Here is a 15,522-nt window from a genome sequence, read left to right on the forward strand (position 1 = left end):
CGAGGCTGCCGGTCGGCAGGGAATGGACGTGATCGTCGACAATGTGGGCGCCGGGAGCTTGCCGTTCAGCCTGCGGGCTGCCGCCAAGGGGGGACGCATCCTGACCGTCGGCAACACGGGCGGACCGGTCTTCGAGCTCGACAACCGCTTCATCTTCGGAAGGCACCTCTCCCTCCTGGGGTCGACCATGGGGACACACACCGACTTCCGGGAGGTCATGCACTTGGTATTTGAAGGGCGGCTCCGGCCGGTGATCGACCGTAGCTACCCTCTGGCCCAGGCCGCCCAGGCGCAGCAGCGCCTGGAGGCGGGCGAGCAGATGGGGAAGATTACCCTTGCCATCGACTGAGCCGCCCACCGGCCCGGCCGCCCTCGGTCTCCAATCTGACGGCAGGGATTGATGCGGGACCCGCACCCCCACCGACCGACTTCCGTAACCCTGCTTGCCATTGGCGTGTTATTGTTCACAGCCTGGCACGCCATTCGCCTGGCGGCCAGCCTGTCGCTGCCCTCCCTGCCCCTGTCCGTGCCGGGCTGGTATCTTCCGCTGACCGGGGGCGTCTGGGTCGCCTGCGGCCTGCTGGCGCTGGTGGGAATCCTGCGGCGACGACCATGGGCCCCATCGATGATCGGATGGACCAGCCTGGTCTACGTCATCTGGCGGCTGGCGGATCGGGCACTGCTGGCACGCTCAGACTACGCCGCCCAGACGCTGTCCGGACAGGCCGGATTGCTTGTGCTCGGATTGGCGGGAGTGGGGTGGATCCTCCGGCGGACCGCCGCCCGAACCTACTTCAAGGAGTCGGCGCAATGAGCCACAGCGAGAAGTTCGAACGGCTGAACAAGCTGCGCGAGGAAGCCCTCACCGGGGGCGGTCCAGAACGCGCCGACTCGCAGCACGCCCGTGGCCGGCTGACGGCTCGCGAGCGCCTGGACCTGCTGCTGGACAAGGGCTCGTTCCGCGAGACCGACATGTTCGTCACCCACCGCACGACGGAATTCGGCCTGGAGAACAAGAAGGTGCTCGCCGATAGCGTTGTCACCGGCTGGGGGACGATCGAAGGACGTCTGGTGTACGTGTTCTCGCAGGACTTCACCGTCTTCGGCGGCAGCCTGGGTGAGGTGCATGCCGAGAAGCTGTGCAAGCTGATGGATATGGCGATGAAGAGCGGCGCCCCGCTGATCGGATTGAATGACTCGGGCGGGGCTCGTATCCAGGAGGGCGTGGTCTCACTCGGCGGCTATGCCGACATCTTCCTGCGCAACACTCTGGCCTCCGGGGTGATCCCGCAGATCAGCGCCATCATGGGCCCATGCGCCGGCGGGGCGGTGTACTCGCCGGCCCTGACGGACTTCATCTTCATGGTGCGCAATTCGTCGTACATGTTCGTCACTGGGCCGGATGTGGTCAAGACGGTGACGCATGAGGATGTCACCTTCGAACAGCTTGGCGGCGCCGATGTCCACGCCTCAACTTCGGGCGTCTGCCATTACGTGGCGGAAAATGATGGCGACTGCCTGTACATGATCCGGCTGCTGCTCTCGTACTTGCCGCAGAACAACATGGAGGATCCTGCCCACCTGGCGACCGGCGATGACCGTCTGCGCACCGAGGCCGCGCTGGACAGCATCATCCCGGATGACCCGAGCAAGCCCTATGAGATGCGGGATGTGATCCGGCTGGTTGTCGACAACGGCGCCTTCTTTGAGTTGCAGGAGCACTACGCTCCGAATATCGTCATCGGCTTCTCCCGCTTAGGCGGCCACAGCGTCGGGATTGTCGCCAATCAGCCGGCCGTCCTGGCCGGCGTGCTCGACATCAACTCCTCCGACAAGGCCGGACGGTTCGTCCGCTTCTGTGACTCCTTCAACATCCCGATCATCACCTTCGTCGACGTGCCGGGCTTCATGCCTGGCACAGCCCAGGAGCATGGCGGGATCATTCGGCATGGCGCCAAGCTGCTGTTCGCCTACTGTGAGGCTACTGTCCCCAAGATCACCGTCATAACCCGCAAGGCCTACGGCGGGGCGTACGACGTGATGTCCTCCAAGCACATTCGCGGCGATCTCAACTTGGCCTGGCCGACGGCCGAGCTGGCGGTCATGGGTCCTGAGGGCGCGGTCAAGATCATCTTCCGCAAGGAACTGGCGGAGGCCGAGAATCCCGACGAACGCAAGGCCCAGCTGGTGGAGGAGTACCGCCAGCGCTTTGCCAACCCGTATATCGCCGCCTCGCGCGGCTATCTTGACGACGTCATCGAGCCGCGGCTGACCCGCCCGCGTCTGATCAACGCCCTCGAGATGCTCGCCAACAAGCGCGATGCCAACCCCGCCAAGAAGCATGGCAATATCCCCCTCTGACGCCCGGGATATGGCGCCGGCGCTAGCTGTCGGGCGCTCCGGCCTGGCGGCGATCGCCGGCCATCGCCTGTTCTGGCAGGTCGAAGGGCCCGCAGCCGGGAAGCCGGTGCTGCTGTTGCACCACGGCTTGGGCTCGGTTCGCGCCTGGAAGATGCAGATTCCCAGCCTGGCCGCGGCGGGATGGCGGGTGGTGGCCTACGACCGCTGGGGGTACGGCCGGTCGGACTCACGCCCAGGCTTCCCGCCGGAGTTCCTGCAGGCCGACGCCTGCGAGGCGCTGCAACTGCTCGATCTCCTGGGTCTCGAGCGGGTGTCGATCGTCGGCCACAGCGAAGGGGGCTCCCTGGGGCTGGTGCTGGCATCGGCGCATCCCGATCGAGTCGAGCGGCTGGTGCTGGTGGCGGCGCACATCGATCGGGAGGCCGAGACCCTGCAAGGGCTGCAGGCACTGGCGCAAGCCATCCACGCCCAGCCCCTGAAGGGCGGCTTGCGCCGCGAGCATGGCCCGAAGGCCGATTCCCTGGCGCAGGCGTGGGTCGAGCGCTGGCTCGACCCGGCCGCGGAGGGCCTCAGCCTGAGTCCGGTCCTGGCCAGCATCCGCTGCCCGACGCTTGTGATCCAGGGTGAGCTCGACGAACACGCCTCCCCAGAGCACGCCCGCCGCATCGCCAGGGGGATTGCCGGCAGCGAGCTATGGCTGATCCCAGGCGTCGGCCACATGCCCATCCATGAGATCCCCGAGCAGTTCAACGCCCGTCTGATCGAGTTCCTCGGCCGCCCGGGGAATCTCGAAACGACAGGGTTGGTACAATCACTCGCAGCCAGCGCTTCCCGGGGCTGAGGGCAGGGGTCCCAGCATGCCAAAGCGGCAGATGTTCACCAAAGTGCTCGTGGCCAACCGGGGCGAGATTGCCGTACGCGTGTTGCGCGCCTGCCGCGAGCTCGGGCTGGAGACGGTGGCCGTGTTCTCCGATGCCGACCGCACCGCCCTGCACCCGCGCTACGCCGATGAGGCCTATTGGCTCGGGCCGTCGCCGGCCCGCGAGTCGTACCTGCGGGGCGACCGGATCATCCAGATCGCCCGCGAGTGTGGCGCCGGGGCCATCCACCCAGGATATGGATTCCTGGCCGAGCGCGACGATTTTGCCCATGCGGTTGAGCAGGCCGGCCTGGTGTTCATCGGTCCGCGGCCGAGCGCCATCGCCGCCATGGGGGACAAGGCGACCGCCCGGGCGACCGTGGCCGCGGCCGGAGTCCGGGTCGTGCCCGGAACCGAAGGCGAGGGCGGACTGCGCGATGAGGAGATCCTGGCGATCGCGCCCCAGGTGGGCTTCCCCCTGCTGATCAAGGCCACAGCCGGGGGCGGCGGCAAAGGCATGCGCGAGGTCCAGGCGATGGACGACCTGCAGGCGCTGCTGCAATCCGCCCGGCGCGAGGCCGAGGCCGCCTTCGGCGATGGCAGCGTGTACCTGGAGAAGCTGGTCACCGGCGCCCGGCACATCGAGTTTCAGATCATGGCCGACAGCCATGGCAATATCATCCATCTGGGAGAGCGCGAATGCTCGCTGCAGCGACGCCACCAGAAGCTGTTGGAAGAGGCCCCCTCGCCCTCGATGGAAGATGACCTGCGCTACCGCATGGGTCAGGTGGCCTGCACGGCCGCCGCCTCCGTCGGCTACCTCAACGCCGGCACGATCGAGTTCCTGGTCGACAAGGACCACAACTTCTTCTTCCTCGAGATGAACACCCGCTTGCAGGTCGAACACCCGGTGACCGAGATGGTGACCGGGATCGACATCGTCAAGGAGCAGATCCGGATCGCCCGCGGCCGCAAGCTGCGCTACGCCCAGAGCGACGTCCAGTTCAACGGCTGGGCGATCGAGTGCCGCATCAACGCCGAGGACCCCTACAACAACTTCATGCCCTCCACGGGGGTGCTCACCCACGTGCTGCCGCCCACCGGACCGGGGGTGCGGGTGGACACCGGCGTCTTCCCCGGCTTCGAAGTCTCGCCGTACTATGACTCCTTGATCTCCAAGCTGATCTGCTGGGGGGAGACGCGCGGGGAGGCCATCCTGCGCATGCGACGCGCCCTGGAGGAGTACCGCATCCTGGGCGTCAAGACCAACATTCCCTTCCACCAGAGCATCATGGACCTGACCCGCTTCCTTGCGGGCCACTACGACACCCGCTTTGTCGAGGAGCGGTTCTCGATGGAGGAAGCCGAGGAAGGCAAGGCCAGCTATCCGGAGATCGCCGCCATCCTGGGGACCCTGGTCGCCCACCGCGAAAGCCAGCAAGCCTCCCAGATCGTGCAGCGGGGTGAGCGCGACGCCAGCAACTGGAAGTGGGTATCCCGCTATGAGCGGATGCAACGCTAGGCAGGCCCGGACATGAAGTACCTCACCACGGTCGAGGGCCAGACCTTCGAGATCGAGGTCAACGTCGAGGGCGAGCTCGTTGTTGACGGAAATTCCGTCGTCATCGACTTCCGCCCGGTCGCCGGACAGCCGGTGTACTCGCTGCTGGTCAACGGGCGCTCGTACGAGGCCTACGTCAACCCGGTGGATGACGGCCTGCAGGTCATGCTCCAGGGGCGGCTGTATCAGGTCACCGTCGAAGATGAGCGCCAGAAACGGCTGCGCGAGTCATCGGCAGGTCTGCCGGTGACCAAGGGCGAGATCCAGGTGAATGCGCCGATGCCGGGGCTGGTCGTGGCGACGGTAGTGGAGGCGGGACAACCGGTTGAGAAGGGCGAGATCCTGGCCATCCTTGAGTCGATGAAGATGCACAATGAACTCAAGGCGGCCCGGGCCGGGACGATCACTCGGGTGCGGGTCAAGGCCGGCGATAGCGTCGAACAGAACCAGGTCCTGATGACTCTCGAGTGAGGCGCAGGCCGGCCGGCTTGCCCACCACCCGGCCTGCCCCCCAAGTGCTGCCCTTGCCTATGGAGATCGAAGCCAAGTTCTACCTGACGGACCCGGACGAGCTTCGACGCCGGCTGTCCCTGCTCGGAGGCGTGCTTGCCCACGGCCCTCGGCTGGAGCGCAACTGGCGCTTCGACAACGCCGATGGACGACTAGCTGCCGACGGCCGGGTGTTGCGGTTGCGCGTCGATGATCACGCCCACCTGACCTTCAAGACCCCCAGCGACCTCCCGGAGTTCCGGGGTGAAATCGAATTCGAGGTCTCCGACCCCGCGGCCGCCCAGGCGCTGCTCGAGGCCCTGGACTACCACCCGGTCTGGCTGTACGAGAAGTGGCGAGCGGTTTATCGCCTCGATCTGGCCCAGGTCATGTTGGACGAGCTCCCGTTCGGCTCGTTCGTCGAGATCGAAGCCGCCTCGCTGGATGCCGTCGAAAGGGTCGCCCGGCGCCTAGGTCTGGACTGGAAGCGGCGCCTGGCGTCGAGCTACCTCGGGCTGTTCGCCCGGCTGCGCCAGTCCCGTCAGCTGGCATTTCGCGAGGCTACCTTTGAAGCCTTTGCCGATCAGAGCCCAGTTCAGCCCGAGGAGTTGGGCGCCTCCGACGCCATGACCGAGATGGATCCCTCCCCCCGACAGACAAGGGAATCTCATGAGTGAAGATCTGAAAGACGCCTTCGAGCGCTGGCAGACCAACACCCTGGAACCAGCCTTGCGAGAGCAGGCCGAGCGCCAGGAATCCTTCCGGACCTCCTCCGGCACCGAGTTGGAGAGCCTGTATCTGCCGGCCGACCCCGACCCCGACTACCTGGAGCAGCTCGGTTTTCCAGGGGAGTATCCCTTCACTCGCGGTGTGCAGCCGACCATGTACCGAGGCCGGCTGTGGACAATGCGGCAGTACGCCGGTTTCGCCACAGCCGAGGAGACCAATCAGCGCTTCCACTACTTGCTCCAGCAGGGACAGACCGGGCTTTCGGTGGCCTTCGATCTGCCGACGCAGATCGGCTACGACGCCGATGACCCGCTGGCAACCGGGGAAGTCGGACGGGTGGGGGTTTCGATCTCTTCGCTGCAAGACATGGAGAAGCTGCTGGAAGGGCTTCCCCTGGAGCGGGTCTCGACCAGCATGACCATCAACGCCCCGGCCGCCGTGCTGCTGGCAATGTACCTGGCCGTCGCCCAACGGCGCGGGATCGAGATCGCTCGGCTGCGCGGGACCATTCAAAACGACATCCTCAAGGAGTACATCGCCCGCGGGACCTACATCTTCCCACCCCACCCCGCCATGCGCCTGGTGACCGACGTCTTCCGCTACTGCCGGGACCATGTGCCGCACTGGAACACGATCTCCATCTCCGGGTATCACATCCGCGAGGCCGGCGCCACCGCCGTGCAGGAGATCGCCTTCACCCTGGCCAACGCCATCGCCTACACCCAGGCGGCCGTGGGGGCTGGCCTTTCGGTGGATGACTTCGCTCCCCAGTTGGCGTTCTTCTTCGCCGCCCACAACCACTTCCTGGAGGAAGTCGCCAAATTCCGCGCCGCTCGCCGGCTGTGGGCGCGCATCATGCGCCAAGACTTCAACGCCCGCGACTCCCGCTCCTGGCGTCTGCGCTTCCACACTCAGACCGGCGGTTCGACCCTTACCGCCCAGCAGCCGGTCAACAACGTGGTCCGGGTGACGCTGCAGGCCCTGGCAGCCGTGCTGGGCGGAACCCAGTCGCTGCACACCAACAGCATGGACGAAGCCCTCAGCCTGCCCACCGAAGATGCCGTCCAGGTCGCCCTGCGCACTCAGCAGATCTTGGCCCACGAGACCGGGGTGGCTGACACCATCGACCCGCTGGCTGGGTCGTACGCCATCGAGGCCCTGACGGATGCGGTCGAACGCCAGGCGCAGGACTACCTGCGCCGTATCGCCGATATGGGCGGGGCGCTGGCCGCCGTCGAGAGCGGCTTCATGCAGCGGGAAATTCAGGAGTCAGCCTACCTGGCCCAGCGGGAGCTGGAGTCCGGGAGAAGCATCGTGGTGGGCGTCAATCGCTTTGCCTCCCAGCAGGCGGCGAGCCTGCCGCGGCTGAAGATCGATCCCGCCATCGAACAGGCACAGCGCCAGCGGTTGGCGGAGCTGCGCGCCCGGCGCCAGGCGCCGGCGGCGCAGCAGATGCTCGAACGCCTGACCCGGGCGGCCGAGGGACCCGACAACCTGGTCCCGGTGTTCATTGAGTGCCTGAACGCCGACCTGACGCTGGGAGAGATCTGCGGCCAGCTGCGTGCCATCTGGGGAGAGTACCAGCCGTCCGCCACCCTCTGAATACACTTCGAGGAGACTCGATGACCACGATCAAACGCATCCACCACGCCGCCCTCGTCGTTCAGGATCTCGAGGCCGGCCTGAAGTTCTGGCGCGACGCCCTCGGCCTCAAGCTGGATCACATCGAGGACGTACCCGAACAGGAGTCACGCGTGGCCTTCCTGCCCGTCGGCGACGGTGAGATCGAGTTGGTCCTGCCGACGACGGACGACAGCGGCATCGCCCGCTACCTGGCCAAGCGCGGCCCGGGGATCCATCACCTGTGTCTGGAAGTCGATGACCTGCCGGCGGCCCTGGAGCAGCTGCGGCAGCATGGCATCCGATTGATCCACGAGCAGCCGGTGGCGGCCGCCGGCGGCAGGCGGGCCGCCTTCATCCACCCCGAGAGCACCGGCGGCGTCCTGGTCGAGCTGTACGAGTAGGGCCGCATCTCCGACTGTCCTCGCCCCGCGCCGGCGGACCCCCTCCAACCTCCCGGGGTCCCAACAGCCGCCCGGGCAGTCCCCTTGGGCTTGCCCACAGCCCCTGTGGCGGCATGCCCTGGGCAAGGAGGCGGGCCTCTCGCCTCACAGGCGCGGCCCAGTCGGATAGGACGCCTCCAACCACGGCAAATTCGCCTCTGAGGATCCGTCAAGCCGAGTTCGCGCTTGACCCTCCGGCTCGTAGCGTCGGCGCTACGCCTCTAGGAGGCTGCGGAAGGATCCGGTTCGAGGAAGCCTTCGGCTAGCATGACGGTCCCTGATCCTGTCTCGAGGCGGTTGGAAGCCCGCCTCCGTTCTCACCTGGAGCCCGTACGAGGGGCTCGGCCTCTTGCCGTCTGCGACTCCGGGTGTGCATCGAGCCTATGCGACTACGGCTTCGAGATTCCGGATCCGCACCAGGTCGAACGCTGCCAGACAGCAGATGAACATCAACCCCACTCGCGGTTGCCCACAATGGCGGGTTTTCCGCAGCGCCCCCACCGTCTTCATCCAGCCGAAGGACTGTTCAATCAGTTTCCGCTCCCACTGACTGAGCTCGTATCCCGGGTGGCGAGTGGTGGCCCATCAATGGCGCTCGAACGGTTGCGGGTGGTCCCTGGCCTGGCCGCCAGGACAGGCTGCGCCACGTGCGGCGTCACCCCCAACTCCCGCAGTCGCGCCACGAATTCCTGGGTGTCGAAGGCCTTGTCCGCTCCCAGCGTGAGCCGCTTTCGGTGCCGTAGCCTGGCTGCCCGCACCATCTCTTGCGCCGCCTGGCGCTCTGCCGTCCCGCTGGCCTGTATCAAGCAGGCATCCACGACCAGAGCGTGCCGGTTGTCCATCAGGACATGCCCCATGTAGCACAGCTTGGCTTCGTTCCCCGGACCTTTGCGATACGGTCGGGCCTGAGGGTCCGTGGCGGATTCATGGGTGGCGTTCGTTCTCGTCTCCCCGCGAACTCCTCGCCGGGACTCCCGGGCTCATCCGGACCCTTGCCCCGCCCCGGTTGCCGCGGGCGGAAGCTCTTGTGCCCCGCCCAGCCTTCGATCAGCGCGCTATCCACGCTGAAGTGTTCGTCGCTCAGCAGGTCTCTCTCCCGCGCCGCGGCCAGCACTTCCTGGAAGAAGGCCCGGGCCATCTCCCCCTCCAGCAAGCGTTGCCGGTCCTTCGTGAAGACGGTCGGGTCCCAGACCGCGTCGTCCGTGTTGAGCCCCACGAACCAGCGGAACAGCAGGCTGTAATCCAGCTGTTCCATTCGCATCCGCTCGCTGCGGACGGTGTACAGCACCTGAAGCAGCACGGCTCTCAGCAGTCGCTCGGGCGGGATCGACGATCGCCCCACCTTCGAATACAGCTCAGCCAGGCGCGCCGACAGCCGGTCGAGGACCTCATCCACCATACGGCGGATCGGCCGCAGGCGATGATCGCTGGGAATCCGCTGCTCCGCAGAACCATACGACCACATCCGGGTATCGTCGCTGTCGTTGCCACGCACACTTGCACCTGCGGCAAGTGCAGGTGTGGCCCTCGACCTCCGTCATCCTTTGCCTGCTACGACACCCGATCGAGGGCCCGGGATTCGATTCTTGCCGACCAAGTTGAACGTTCTTCCGCAACCTGCTAGTCTTCCCGATGGAGAAACCGGGCGATCTGTCTGGGCAGGTAGTCGACGTCGATCGGCTTCTGGATGTATCCGTCGCTGCCTGCCGCCAGCGTCCGCTCCCGATCGCCCCGCATGACGTTGGCTGTGATGGCAATGACGGGGATGGTGGACGGGTTAGGATCCGACTTGAGGCGGGAGGTTGGCGTGGTGCCGTTGAGCTCCGGCACGTTGATATCCACCAGAATGAGGCCGGGCCGCCGGTTCGTGACGACCTGCAAGGTCGCCCGGGCATTGCCCACCTCTAGCACGTCATACCCTTCGGCCTGAAGGATGCGACGGACCAGGATTCGGTTGTCCAAGTTGCATTCGATGTACAGGATCGTGCGGGCCTAATCCGTCATCCGCTCTGCACCGGGGAGACATCCGGGCTCGGTTCCATTGTAGATAGTCAGAGTCGGGAAGTGTGCGAAGGGAATGTTGCAGGGCGTGTTGGAGGGGTGAGAAGCCCGGTCAGGAGTAGGACGTGAGCACCAATCCCGGCAGGGGCCAGGGAGCATCCGGGCCTGAGACGCAGGCCTCCGTCGCGCCGGACATCGGTGGCAGGTTGGTTTGGGAAGAGGTTGATTCGCCCGGAGGCGGAGATCGCTGACAGGACAACCGACCACAGGGGCCGGTGCTACCGGCACGGATTCCTCAGTTGCTCAACGGTGACACCTGAATGCAGGGGATCATCGAAAATCCAGCGGCAGCCTTCGAAGTAGGTCGGGTCCGTGATGAAGATGGCGATGTACTCGCGGCGGTCTATCACCTGGTCCGGGACGCGGGAGGATTGATCGTAGACCCTGTTTCCGGTCTCCGGATGATGCGGTCCCATGACATGTTCCGTCCAGTCGTTGTAGGTATTGTCGGAGGAGGTGACGTAGGAGTGAACGAAGACGGCCACATCTTCCTGGGTCGACCCTGGCCACAGGTAGTACAGATCGGCGAAGCACTGGTAGTCCAGCGTGCCTGCGTAGAACTCGCGAGGCTCTCCGAACTCCACCACGACGTGATCGATGGCATCGCATTCGCCAGCCGAGAGTCGCCCCGGCTCCATGCTGCCCGCCGGCTGCGCCGGCTGAGGTTGAGGTTCGGGATTGGGCGGCTCGACCACATTGGGTGCTTCCGCGGGCGGTTGCGATTGCACTTCCGAGTCCGGCTCCACAAAGTCGAAGTCCACCGGCGCTAGCTCAAAGCCGGGAGCATTGCAGGCTGCAGCCAGGATAGCGAGGCCGCTCAGGAGGACCGCATGGGCGTAAGGAACGGTGCGCTTCATGGTGGGTTTCCTCTTCGGCGTCATCGGTTGGTCAACGGGGTGACCCGATCAGGGACGGGTCGCCTGGGCGGCAGGCGCGACAAGTAATCCGCTCCAGTCCGCGCCATTATCGCGCCCACCAGTCGGAAGGCAATCGGCCCCACCTGCAGGGGCCCGGGGGCAACGAGGTGCCGGAGAACAACCGCCCCGGCTCGTTCCACTCGAGCCGGGGCGTGGGAGTTATCGTTCACCCGAGGCCCATCCCAACATGCCACAGGGGAGGCTGGCCACACCCAGGGCAAGGCAGCCATTCGTCGCCGGACCGGGACAGGCCGTAGGTCCCATTTCGGTTGCCGGGCCGCACAATCTCCTGTATGCTCAGGGACAAGTGATCCCGGCCGTCAATGCCGGATCGGACAGGGAGGCAATCATGGAGTACTTCGTCTGGCTGATCTTCGCCGCCGTGTTCTTCTACTTTGGCTACGTCCACTGGCAGATGGCCCGCACCTCGATCCGTACCTTCCACTTCCGGGGCGAAGGCGGGACTGACCCGGCCGCCACTCAGGTGCTGCAGGACTTTGTCAAGGACTTCAACAACTACCTGGATATCACCAACAAGATCGATAGGCAACGCAACACCGTGGCAGCGGCTGGCTTTCTGGTGGCCGGTTTCCTGGCCTTGATCTCCTGGGCCATCGGAACGTTCTAGCCCGACTCGCTTCCGGTTCCTCGGTGCCCCCGGCAGCCCCCGGGTCGCCCCCCGAACCCGCGCCAGCCCTCTGGCATAGGAATCGCAGCCCCCGACGGTGACCGTCGGGGGCTGCTCCCTTCGCAAGGAGGAGGGGCTGCTTCTAAGAGTGGATGATCGGCACCGGCCGCTCGGACAGCCGCTCGGACAGTTGATTCGCCCCCACCGCGACCAGCCCGACAAGCCCCATGCCGATAGCGACCGACAGGCTAGCCAGCAGGGCGATCAGGAAGGGCGCCAGCAGCAGAAGGGCCAACTCGGCTCCCTCCGGCGGCGCGGGCGCCAGAAGCGCCGTCAGTAGACCGATCGGAGCGAAAAGCAGGTAGCTCAACTGCACAGCCCAACGCCCGAGCGGTGTGCGCTGGACGGAGAGCAAGCCGAGGAGCAAGGCCGTGGTCAGCATACCGGCCAGTAGCAGCCCAACCGCGATCGCCAGAAACTCGTTGAAGGGCGGCACATAACCGAAATGCAGCATCATCAGCCCCAACCCGATGAGTGCCCATGCGCCCCCCGCCAGCAACATCACTTTGACATTCGGCTTCACGTCTACCTCCTGTTTCCGACCGGCCGGCGGAAACTGAGATCTTCGGCACTATTCTGCCACGCCTCTCCTGCCGGTGGGTGGGTTTGAAAGCCGCCTGTAAGCTCGGTCCTGTGGACAGGCCGAATGCTATAATTCGCCCAGGACCCCCACCGCCAAAGGAGGCCCGATGTTCGACTCAAAGAAGCTGGAAGCGCTCCGCCGCAGGTTCGGTCAGTGGGAACAGAGTACCCTGCGCCATGCGACTGAACGGCTCCCGGAAGCCAAAGAACGCTACATAACAACCTCCTCTGAGCCGATTGGTCGCCTGTACACGCCGCTCGACCTGCCGGACTTCGACTACGAGCGCGAGCTCGGCCTGCCGGGGGAGTTTCCATTCACCCGGGCCGTCCACCCCACCCTGTACCGCGGCCGGCCGTGGACGATGCGCATGTTCGCCGGCTTCGGCACGGCTGAAGAGACCAACGCCCGCTTCCGCTACCTGCTCGACCAGGGACAGACCGGCCTATCGATCGCCTTCGACCTGCCGACCCTGATGGGCTACGACAGCGATGCCCCGGAGGCCGTCGGCGAGTTCGGCAAGTGCGGCGTGGCGGTGTCGTCGCTGCGCGACATGGAGATCCTGCTCTCGGGAATCCCGCTGGACAAGGTCTCGACGAGCATGACGATCAACTCGCCGGCGGCGGTGGTCTGGGCGATGTACGTCGCCACTGCCGAGAAGCAGGGCGTTCAGCCCCAGGCGCTGCGGGGCACGCTCCAGAACGACATCCTCAAGGAGTACATCGCCCAGAAGGAGTACATCTTCCCGCCCGAGCCCTCGATGCGCCTGGTCGTCGACACCATCGAGTTCGGCAGCCGGGTGCTACCGCAGTGGAACACGATCTCGATCTCCGGCTACCACATTCGCGAGGCCGGCTCCACCGCCGCCCAGGAGCTGGCCTTCACCCTGGCGGATGGGATGGAATACGTGCGCTGGGCGCAGCAGCGCGGCCTGGCCATCGACGACTTCGCCCCCCGCCTGTCGTTCTTCTTCAACGCTCACAACGACTTCTTCGAGGAGATCGCCAAGTATCGGGCGGCTCGCAGGATCTGGGCGACCGAGATGCGCGACACCTTCGGGGCAGAAGACCCCCGGTCGTGGTTGATGCGCTTCCACACCCAGACCGCCGGGGTCAGCCTGACGGCGCAGCAGCCCGACAACAACATCGTGCGCGTGGCCGTGCAGGCTTTGGCCGCGGTGCTGGGGGGCACCCAATCATTGCACACGAACTCGATGGACGAAGCTCTGGCCTTGCCCTCCGAGCATGCCGTCACCATCGCCCTGCGCACGCAGCAAATCCTGGCGGAGGAATCCGGGATCGTCAACACCGTCGACCCGCTGGGAGGATCCTACTTCGTCGAAGCCCAGACCCGCTGGATGGAGGCCCAGGCCCGCGACACCTTCCGCCGCATCGATGAGTTCGGCGGGGTCCTGCCTGCCATCGAGGCCGGCTTCTTCCAGAAGGAGATATCCGACTCCGCCTACCGCTACCAGGGCGAAATCGACCGCCGGGAGCGGTTGATCGTCGGAGTCAACGCCTTCCAGGACGATGTGCCGCTGCGGATTCCGCTCCTGGCGATGGACCCCGCCGGCCAAGCCCGCCAGGTCGCCCGCCTGGCCGAGGTGCGCCGGACCCGGGATGCCGGCGCTGTCGGCCAAGCCCTCGACCGTCTGCGCCTAGCATGCCAGGGCACCGAGAACACGATGCCCTGCCTGCTGGATGCGGTCCGCGCCTACGCCACGCTTGGCGAGATCATCGGCGTAATGCGCGGCGTGTTCGGAACCTATCAGGAGCCGACCTGGGTGTAGCTCCGTCCCAGCCCCCAGCGCGGGCTCGGGCGAGGAGCCGCCTGCGATGCAACCTCCACATTCTCACCTCTCCGCCGGCGTCCTGGCTCTGATGCTGGCCGCCCTGGGCTGCAGTTGGCTGCCAGACACGGGCACTTCCAGCCTCGCGACTGCCGTGGCCGCAACCGTCGAGCACAGCCCGAAAGATGCCGCCGCAACCGTGCTTCCTGCGTTGCCGGGCACAGGCAGGGTCTCCGGCAGGATCTGCTATCCATCCGAATCCATTCCCGCCATGACGGGCTACTTCCGGGAAACCACGACGGCGGAAGTCATCCCGATGGCCATCGGGGCCGGGCGAGGCAGCTACGAGATCACACTGCCGGCGGGGGAATACCACGCCTACGCCTGGACCACGCAACCGCAGATCCGGATCGGTGGATCGTACAGCCAAGCAGTGGTGTGTGGCCTGGATTCTTCCTGCACCGACCACAGTCTGCGGCCATTCCGCGTTGCGGCCGGCAGCCATACCAATGGCATCGATCTGTGTGACTGGTACGGCGGCCCAGGCTCGGTCCCGCCAGCGCCGGGAGACCTGCCTCCGACCTCTCCCGCCGGCTCAACGACATTGCCCGGAGGCATCAGCCTGAACTGCGATGGCAGCCAACAGCGGATGCGGCTGGAGGATGCCGGGCCTGCCGGTCGGACCGTGGCCGTGGACGCCTGGCTGGCAGACGCCTGGGCGAATGTGTGGAGCGTCAGTGGCGGGAACCCGATGATCCAGCAGATCGAACTCGAGGCCGGCCCCTACCCCTTCGGAGATTGTCGCAGCCTGATCGTCGTGCCGATCCGCTACTCGGGGTCTGGAGCCGACCTGCGGCTCGAGATTTACGCCTGGGACGGCGCCGGGGTGCGCCAGGTGTACTCACACCAAGGCACGAAGGGCGCCTGGGCCAAGCTCGGCGATGTGATCCAGTTCAGGGAGGCCAAGTTCCTCTACGGGGAGCCGAACTGCTGCCCATGCGCCGTGCAAACGACCGAGCACACCTGGGACGGCAGCACCTTCGTTGAGAGCCGAGTAATCGTCGAGCCGACCTACTCCGGGACTCCGCCGGACGAGTGCCGACCGTGAATTCAGCCGGCCAGCAGCGTCGGCGAGGCGCCGGCCTCCATCCGTCGCGGCGGGATCGGCTCCCAGGCCCCGGCCGGCACGCCGAAGTAGCGCACCGCTTCACGTAGGAGATGGCTCGTGTAACGCAGGAAGCTCTCGCGCACGACCGGATGCAGGCCGTGTAGGAACATCAGCAAATCCGTCCGCGGCTCGCGCATTGGGCGCCGCGTGCAAGACTCGAGCCACTCAATCGTGTTCTGCCGGTACGGCTCGCACAGCGAATCGATGGTGTCGGCAAGCACTCGGGCATCGTGGAAGTAGGTCGACATGGATCCTGC

16 protein-coding genes and 1 pseudogene are annotated in these 15,522 nt (G+C 65.9%); 12 read left to right on the plus strand and 5 right to left on the minus strand.

Features of this window, described 5'->3' with window-relative positions:
- The 9 genes from MUO23_14380 to mce all read left to right on the plus strand — a co-directional run.
- Nucleotides 1-349 (plus strand): zinc-binding dehydrogenase (locus tag MUO23_14380; GenBank protein ID MCJ7514136.1); only part of this gene is annotated, 349 nt, incomplete at its 5' end.
- 51 nt (nt 350-400) lie between these two features.
- Complete coding sequence (locus tag MUO23_14385; GenBank protein ID MCJ7514137.1) at nt 401-814, plus strand: hypothetical protein; 414 nt, start codon at nt 401-403, stop codon at nt 812-814.
- The gene (locus MUO23_14390) at nt 811-2,361 is read left to right on the plus strand and encodes a methylmalonyl-CoA carboxyltransferase (protein MCJ7514138.1); all 1,551 of its coding nucleotides are present in this window, start codon (nt 811-813) and stop codon (nt 2,359-2,361) included. Before MUO23_14385 ends, MUO23_14390 begins: the two co-directional genes overlap by 4 nt.
- Complete coding sequence (locus tag MUO23_14395; GenBank protein ID MCJ7514139.1) at nt 2,342-3,202, plus strand: alpha/beta hydrolase; 861 nt, start codon at nt 2,342-2,344, stop codon at nt 3,200-3,202. The genes MUO23_14390 and MUO23_14395 overlap by 20 nt, the downstream gene beginning before the upstream one ends.
- Before the next feature lie 16 nt (nt 3,203-3,218).
- Nucleotides 3,219-4,742, plus strand: a complete 1,524-nt coding sequence (gene accC / locus MUO23_14400) for an acetyl-CoA carboxylase biotin carboxylase subunit (GenBank protein ID MCJ7514140.1) — start codon at nt 3,219-3,221, stop codon at nt 4,740-4,742.
- 12 nt (nt 4,743-4,754) lie between these two features.
- Nucleotides 4,755-5,252, plus strand: coding sequence for a biotin/lipoyl-binding protein (locus MUO23_14405; GenBank protein ID MCJ7514141.1), 498 nt, complete (start codon nt 4,755-4,757; stop codon nt 5,250-5,252).
- Nucleotides 5,249-5,947 (plus strand): class IV adenylate cyclase, encoded by a 699-nt coding sequence (locus MUO23_14410; GenBank protein ID MCJ7514142.1) that lies wholly within the window; start codon nt 5,249-5,251, stop codon nt 5,945-5,947. Before MUO23_14405 ends, MUO23_14410 begins: the two co-directional genes overlap by 4 nt.
- Nucleotides 5,940-7,601, plus strand: coding sequence for a methylmalonyl-CoA mutase family protein (locus tag MUO23_14415; GenBank protein MCJ7514143.1), 1,662 nt, complete (start codon nt 5,940-5,942; stop codon nt 7,599-7,601). Before MUO23_14410 ends, MUO23_14415 begins: the two co-directional genes overlap by 8 nt.
- Before the next feature lie 20 nt (nt 7,602-7,621).
- Complete coding sequence (mce, locus tag MUO23_14420) at nt 7,622-8,023, plus strand: methylmalonyl-CoA epimerase (GenBank protein ID MCJ7514144.1); 402 nt, start codon at nt 7,622-7,624, stop codon at nt 8,021-8,023.
- Between the two features lie 420 nt (nt 8,024-8,443).
- Here the strand turns inward: mce and MUO23_14425 are convergent.
- The 3 genes and pseudogenes from MUO23_14425 to MUO23_14435 form a co-directional block, all read right to left on the minus strand.
- Nucleotides 8,444-9,527: pseudogene (locus MUO23_14425) on the minus strand (IS5 family transposase).
- A gap of 155 nt (nt 9,528-9,682) precedes the next feature.
- Nucleotides 9,683-10,024 carry a response regulator gene (locus tag MUO23_14430; protein MCJ7514145.1) on the minus strand — a complete coding sequence of 114 codons (342 nt, stop codon included), beginning with the start codon at nt 10,022-10,024 and terminating at the stop codon, nt 9,683-9,685.
- A 317-nt stretch (nt 10,025-10,341) separates the two neighbouring features.
- Complete coding sequence (locus MUO23_14435) at nt 10,342-10,980, minus strand: hypothetical protein (protein MCJ7514146.1); 639 nt, start codon at nt 10,978-10,980, stop codon at nt 10,342-10,344.
- A 409-nt stretch (nt 10,981-11,389) separates the two neighbouring features.
- On the opposite strand from MUO23_14435, the gene MUO23_14440 reads away from it, so the two are divergent.
- A complete protein-coding gene (locus tag MUO23_14440; GenBank protein MCJ7514147.1) occupies nt 11,390-11,668 on the plus strand; it encodes a hypothetical protein in 279 nt (92 codons plus the stop codon).
- Between the two features lie 142 nt (nt 11,669-11,810).
- Here the strand turns inward: MUO23_14440 and MUO23_14445 are convergent, their stop codons facing one another.
- The gene (locus tag MUO23_14445; GenBank protein MCJ7514148.1) at nt 11,811-12,251 is read right to left on the minus strand and encodes a hypothetical protein; all 441 of its coding nucleotides are present in this window, start codon (nt 12,249-12,251) and stop codon (nt 11,811-11,813) included.
- A 166-nt stretch (nt 12,252-12,417) separates the two neighbouring features.
- Between MUO23_14445 and MUO23_14450 the strand changes: the two genes are divergently transcribed.
- Nucleotides 12,418-14,097, plus strand: coding sequence for a methylmalonyl-CoA mutase family protein (locus MUO23_14450; GenBank protein MCJ7514149.1), 1,680 nt, complete (start codon nt 12,418-12,420; stop codon nt 14,095-14,097).
- A gap of 46 nt (nt 14,098-14,143) precedes the next feature.
- Nucleotides 14,144-15,205, plus strand: coding sequence for a hypothetical protein (locus MUO23_14455; protein ID MCJ7514150.1), 1,062 nt, complete (start codon nt 14,144-14,146; stop codon nt 15,203-15,205).
- Between the two features lie 2 nt (nt 15,206-15,207).
- Here the strand turns inward: MUO23_14455 and MUO23_14460 are convergent.
- A partial coding sequence (locus tag MUO23_14460; protein MCJ7514151.1) for a hypothetical protein occupies nt 15,208-15,522 on the minus strand: 315 nt, incomplete at its 5' end.

The sequence above is a fragment of the Anaerolineales bacterium genome (assembly GCA_022866145.1).
Taxonomy (GTDB): Bacteria; Chloroflexota; Anaerolineae; order Anaerolineales; family E44-bin32; genus PFL42.

Bases quoted from the DNA above. Each gene is read 5' to 3' on its own strand.
- MUO23_14385 (MCJ7514137.1), top strand. From the start codon at position 401: ATGCGGGACCCGCACCCCCACCGACCGACTTCCGTAACCCTGCTTGCC.
- MUO23_14390 (MCJ7514138.1), top strand. From the start codon at position 811: ATGAGCCACAGCGAGAAGTTCGAACGGCTGAACAAGCTGCGCGAGGAA.
- MUO23_14395 (MCJ7514139.1), top strand. From the start codon at position 2,342: ATGGCAATATCCCCCTCTGACGCCCGGGATATGGCGCCGGCGCTAGCT.
- accC (MCJ7514140.1), top strand. From the start codon at position 3,219: ATGCCAAAGCGGCAGATGTTCACCAAAGTGCTCGTGGCCAACCGGGGC.
- MUO23_14405 (MCJ7514141.1), top strand. From the start codon at position 4,755: ATGAAGTACCTCACCACGGTCGAGGGCCAGACCTTCGAGATCGAGGTC.
- MUO23_14415 (MCJ7514143.1), top strand. From the start codon at position 5,940: ATGAGTGAAGATCTGAAAGACGCCTTCGAGCGCTGGCAGACCAACACC.
- mce (MCJ7514144.1), top strand. From the start codon at position 7,622: ATGACCACGATCAAACGCATCCACCACGCCGCCCTCGTCGTTCAGGAT.
- MUO23_14435 (MCJ7514146.1), bottom strand. From the start codon at position 10,980: ATGAAGCGCACCGTTCCTTACGCCCATGCGGTCCTCCTGAGCGGCCTC.
- MUO23_14440 (MCJ7514147.1), top strand. From the start codon at position 11,390: ATGGAGTACTTCGTCTGGCTGATCTTCGCCGCCGTGTTCTTCTACTTT.
- MUO23_14450 (MCJ7514149.1), top strand. From the start codon at position 12,418: ATGTTCGACTCAAAGAAGCTGGAAGCGCTCCGCCGCAGGTTCGGTCAG.
- MUO23_14455 (MCJ7514150.1), top strand. From the start codon at position 14,144: ATGCAACCTCCACATTCTCACCTCTCCGCCGGCGTCCTGGCTCTGATG.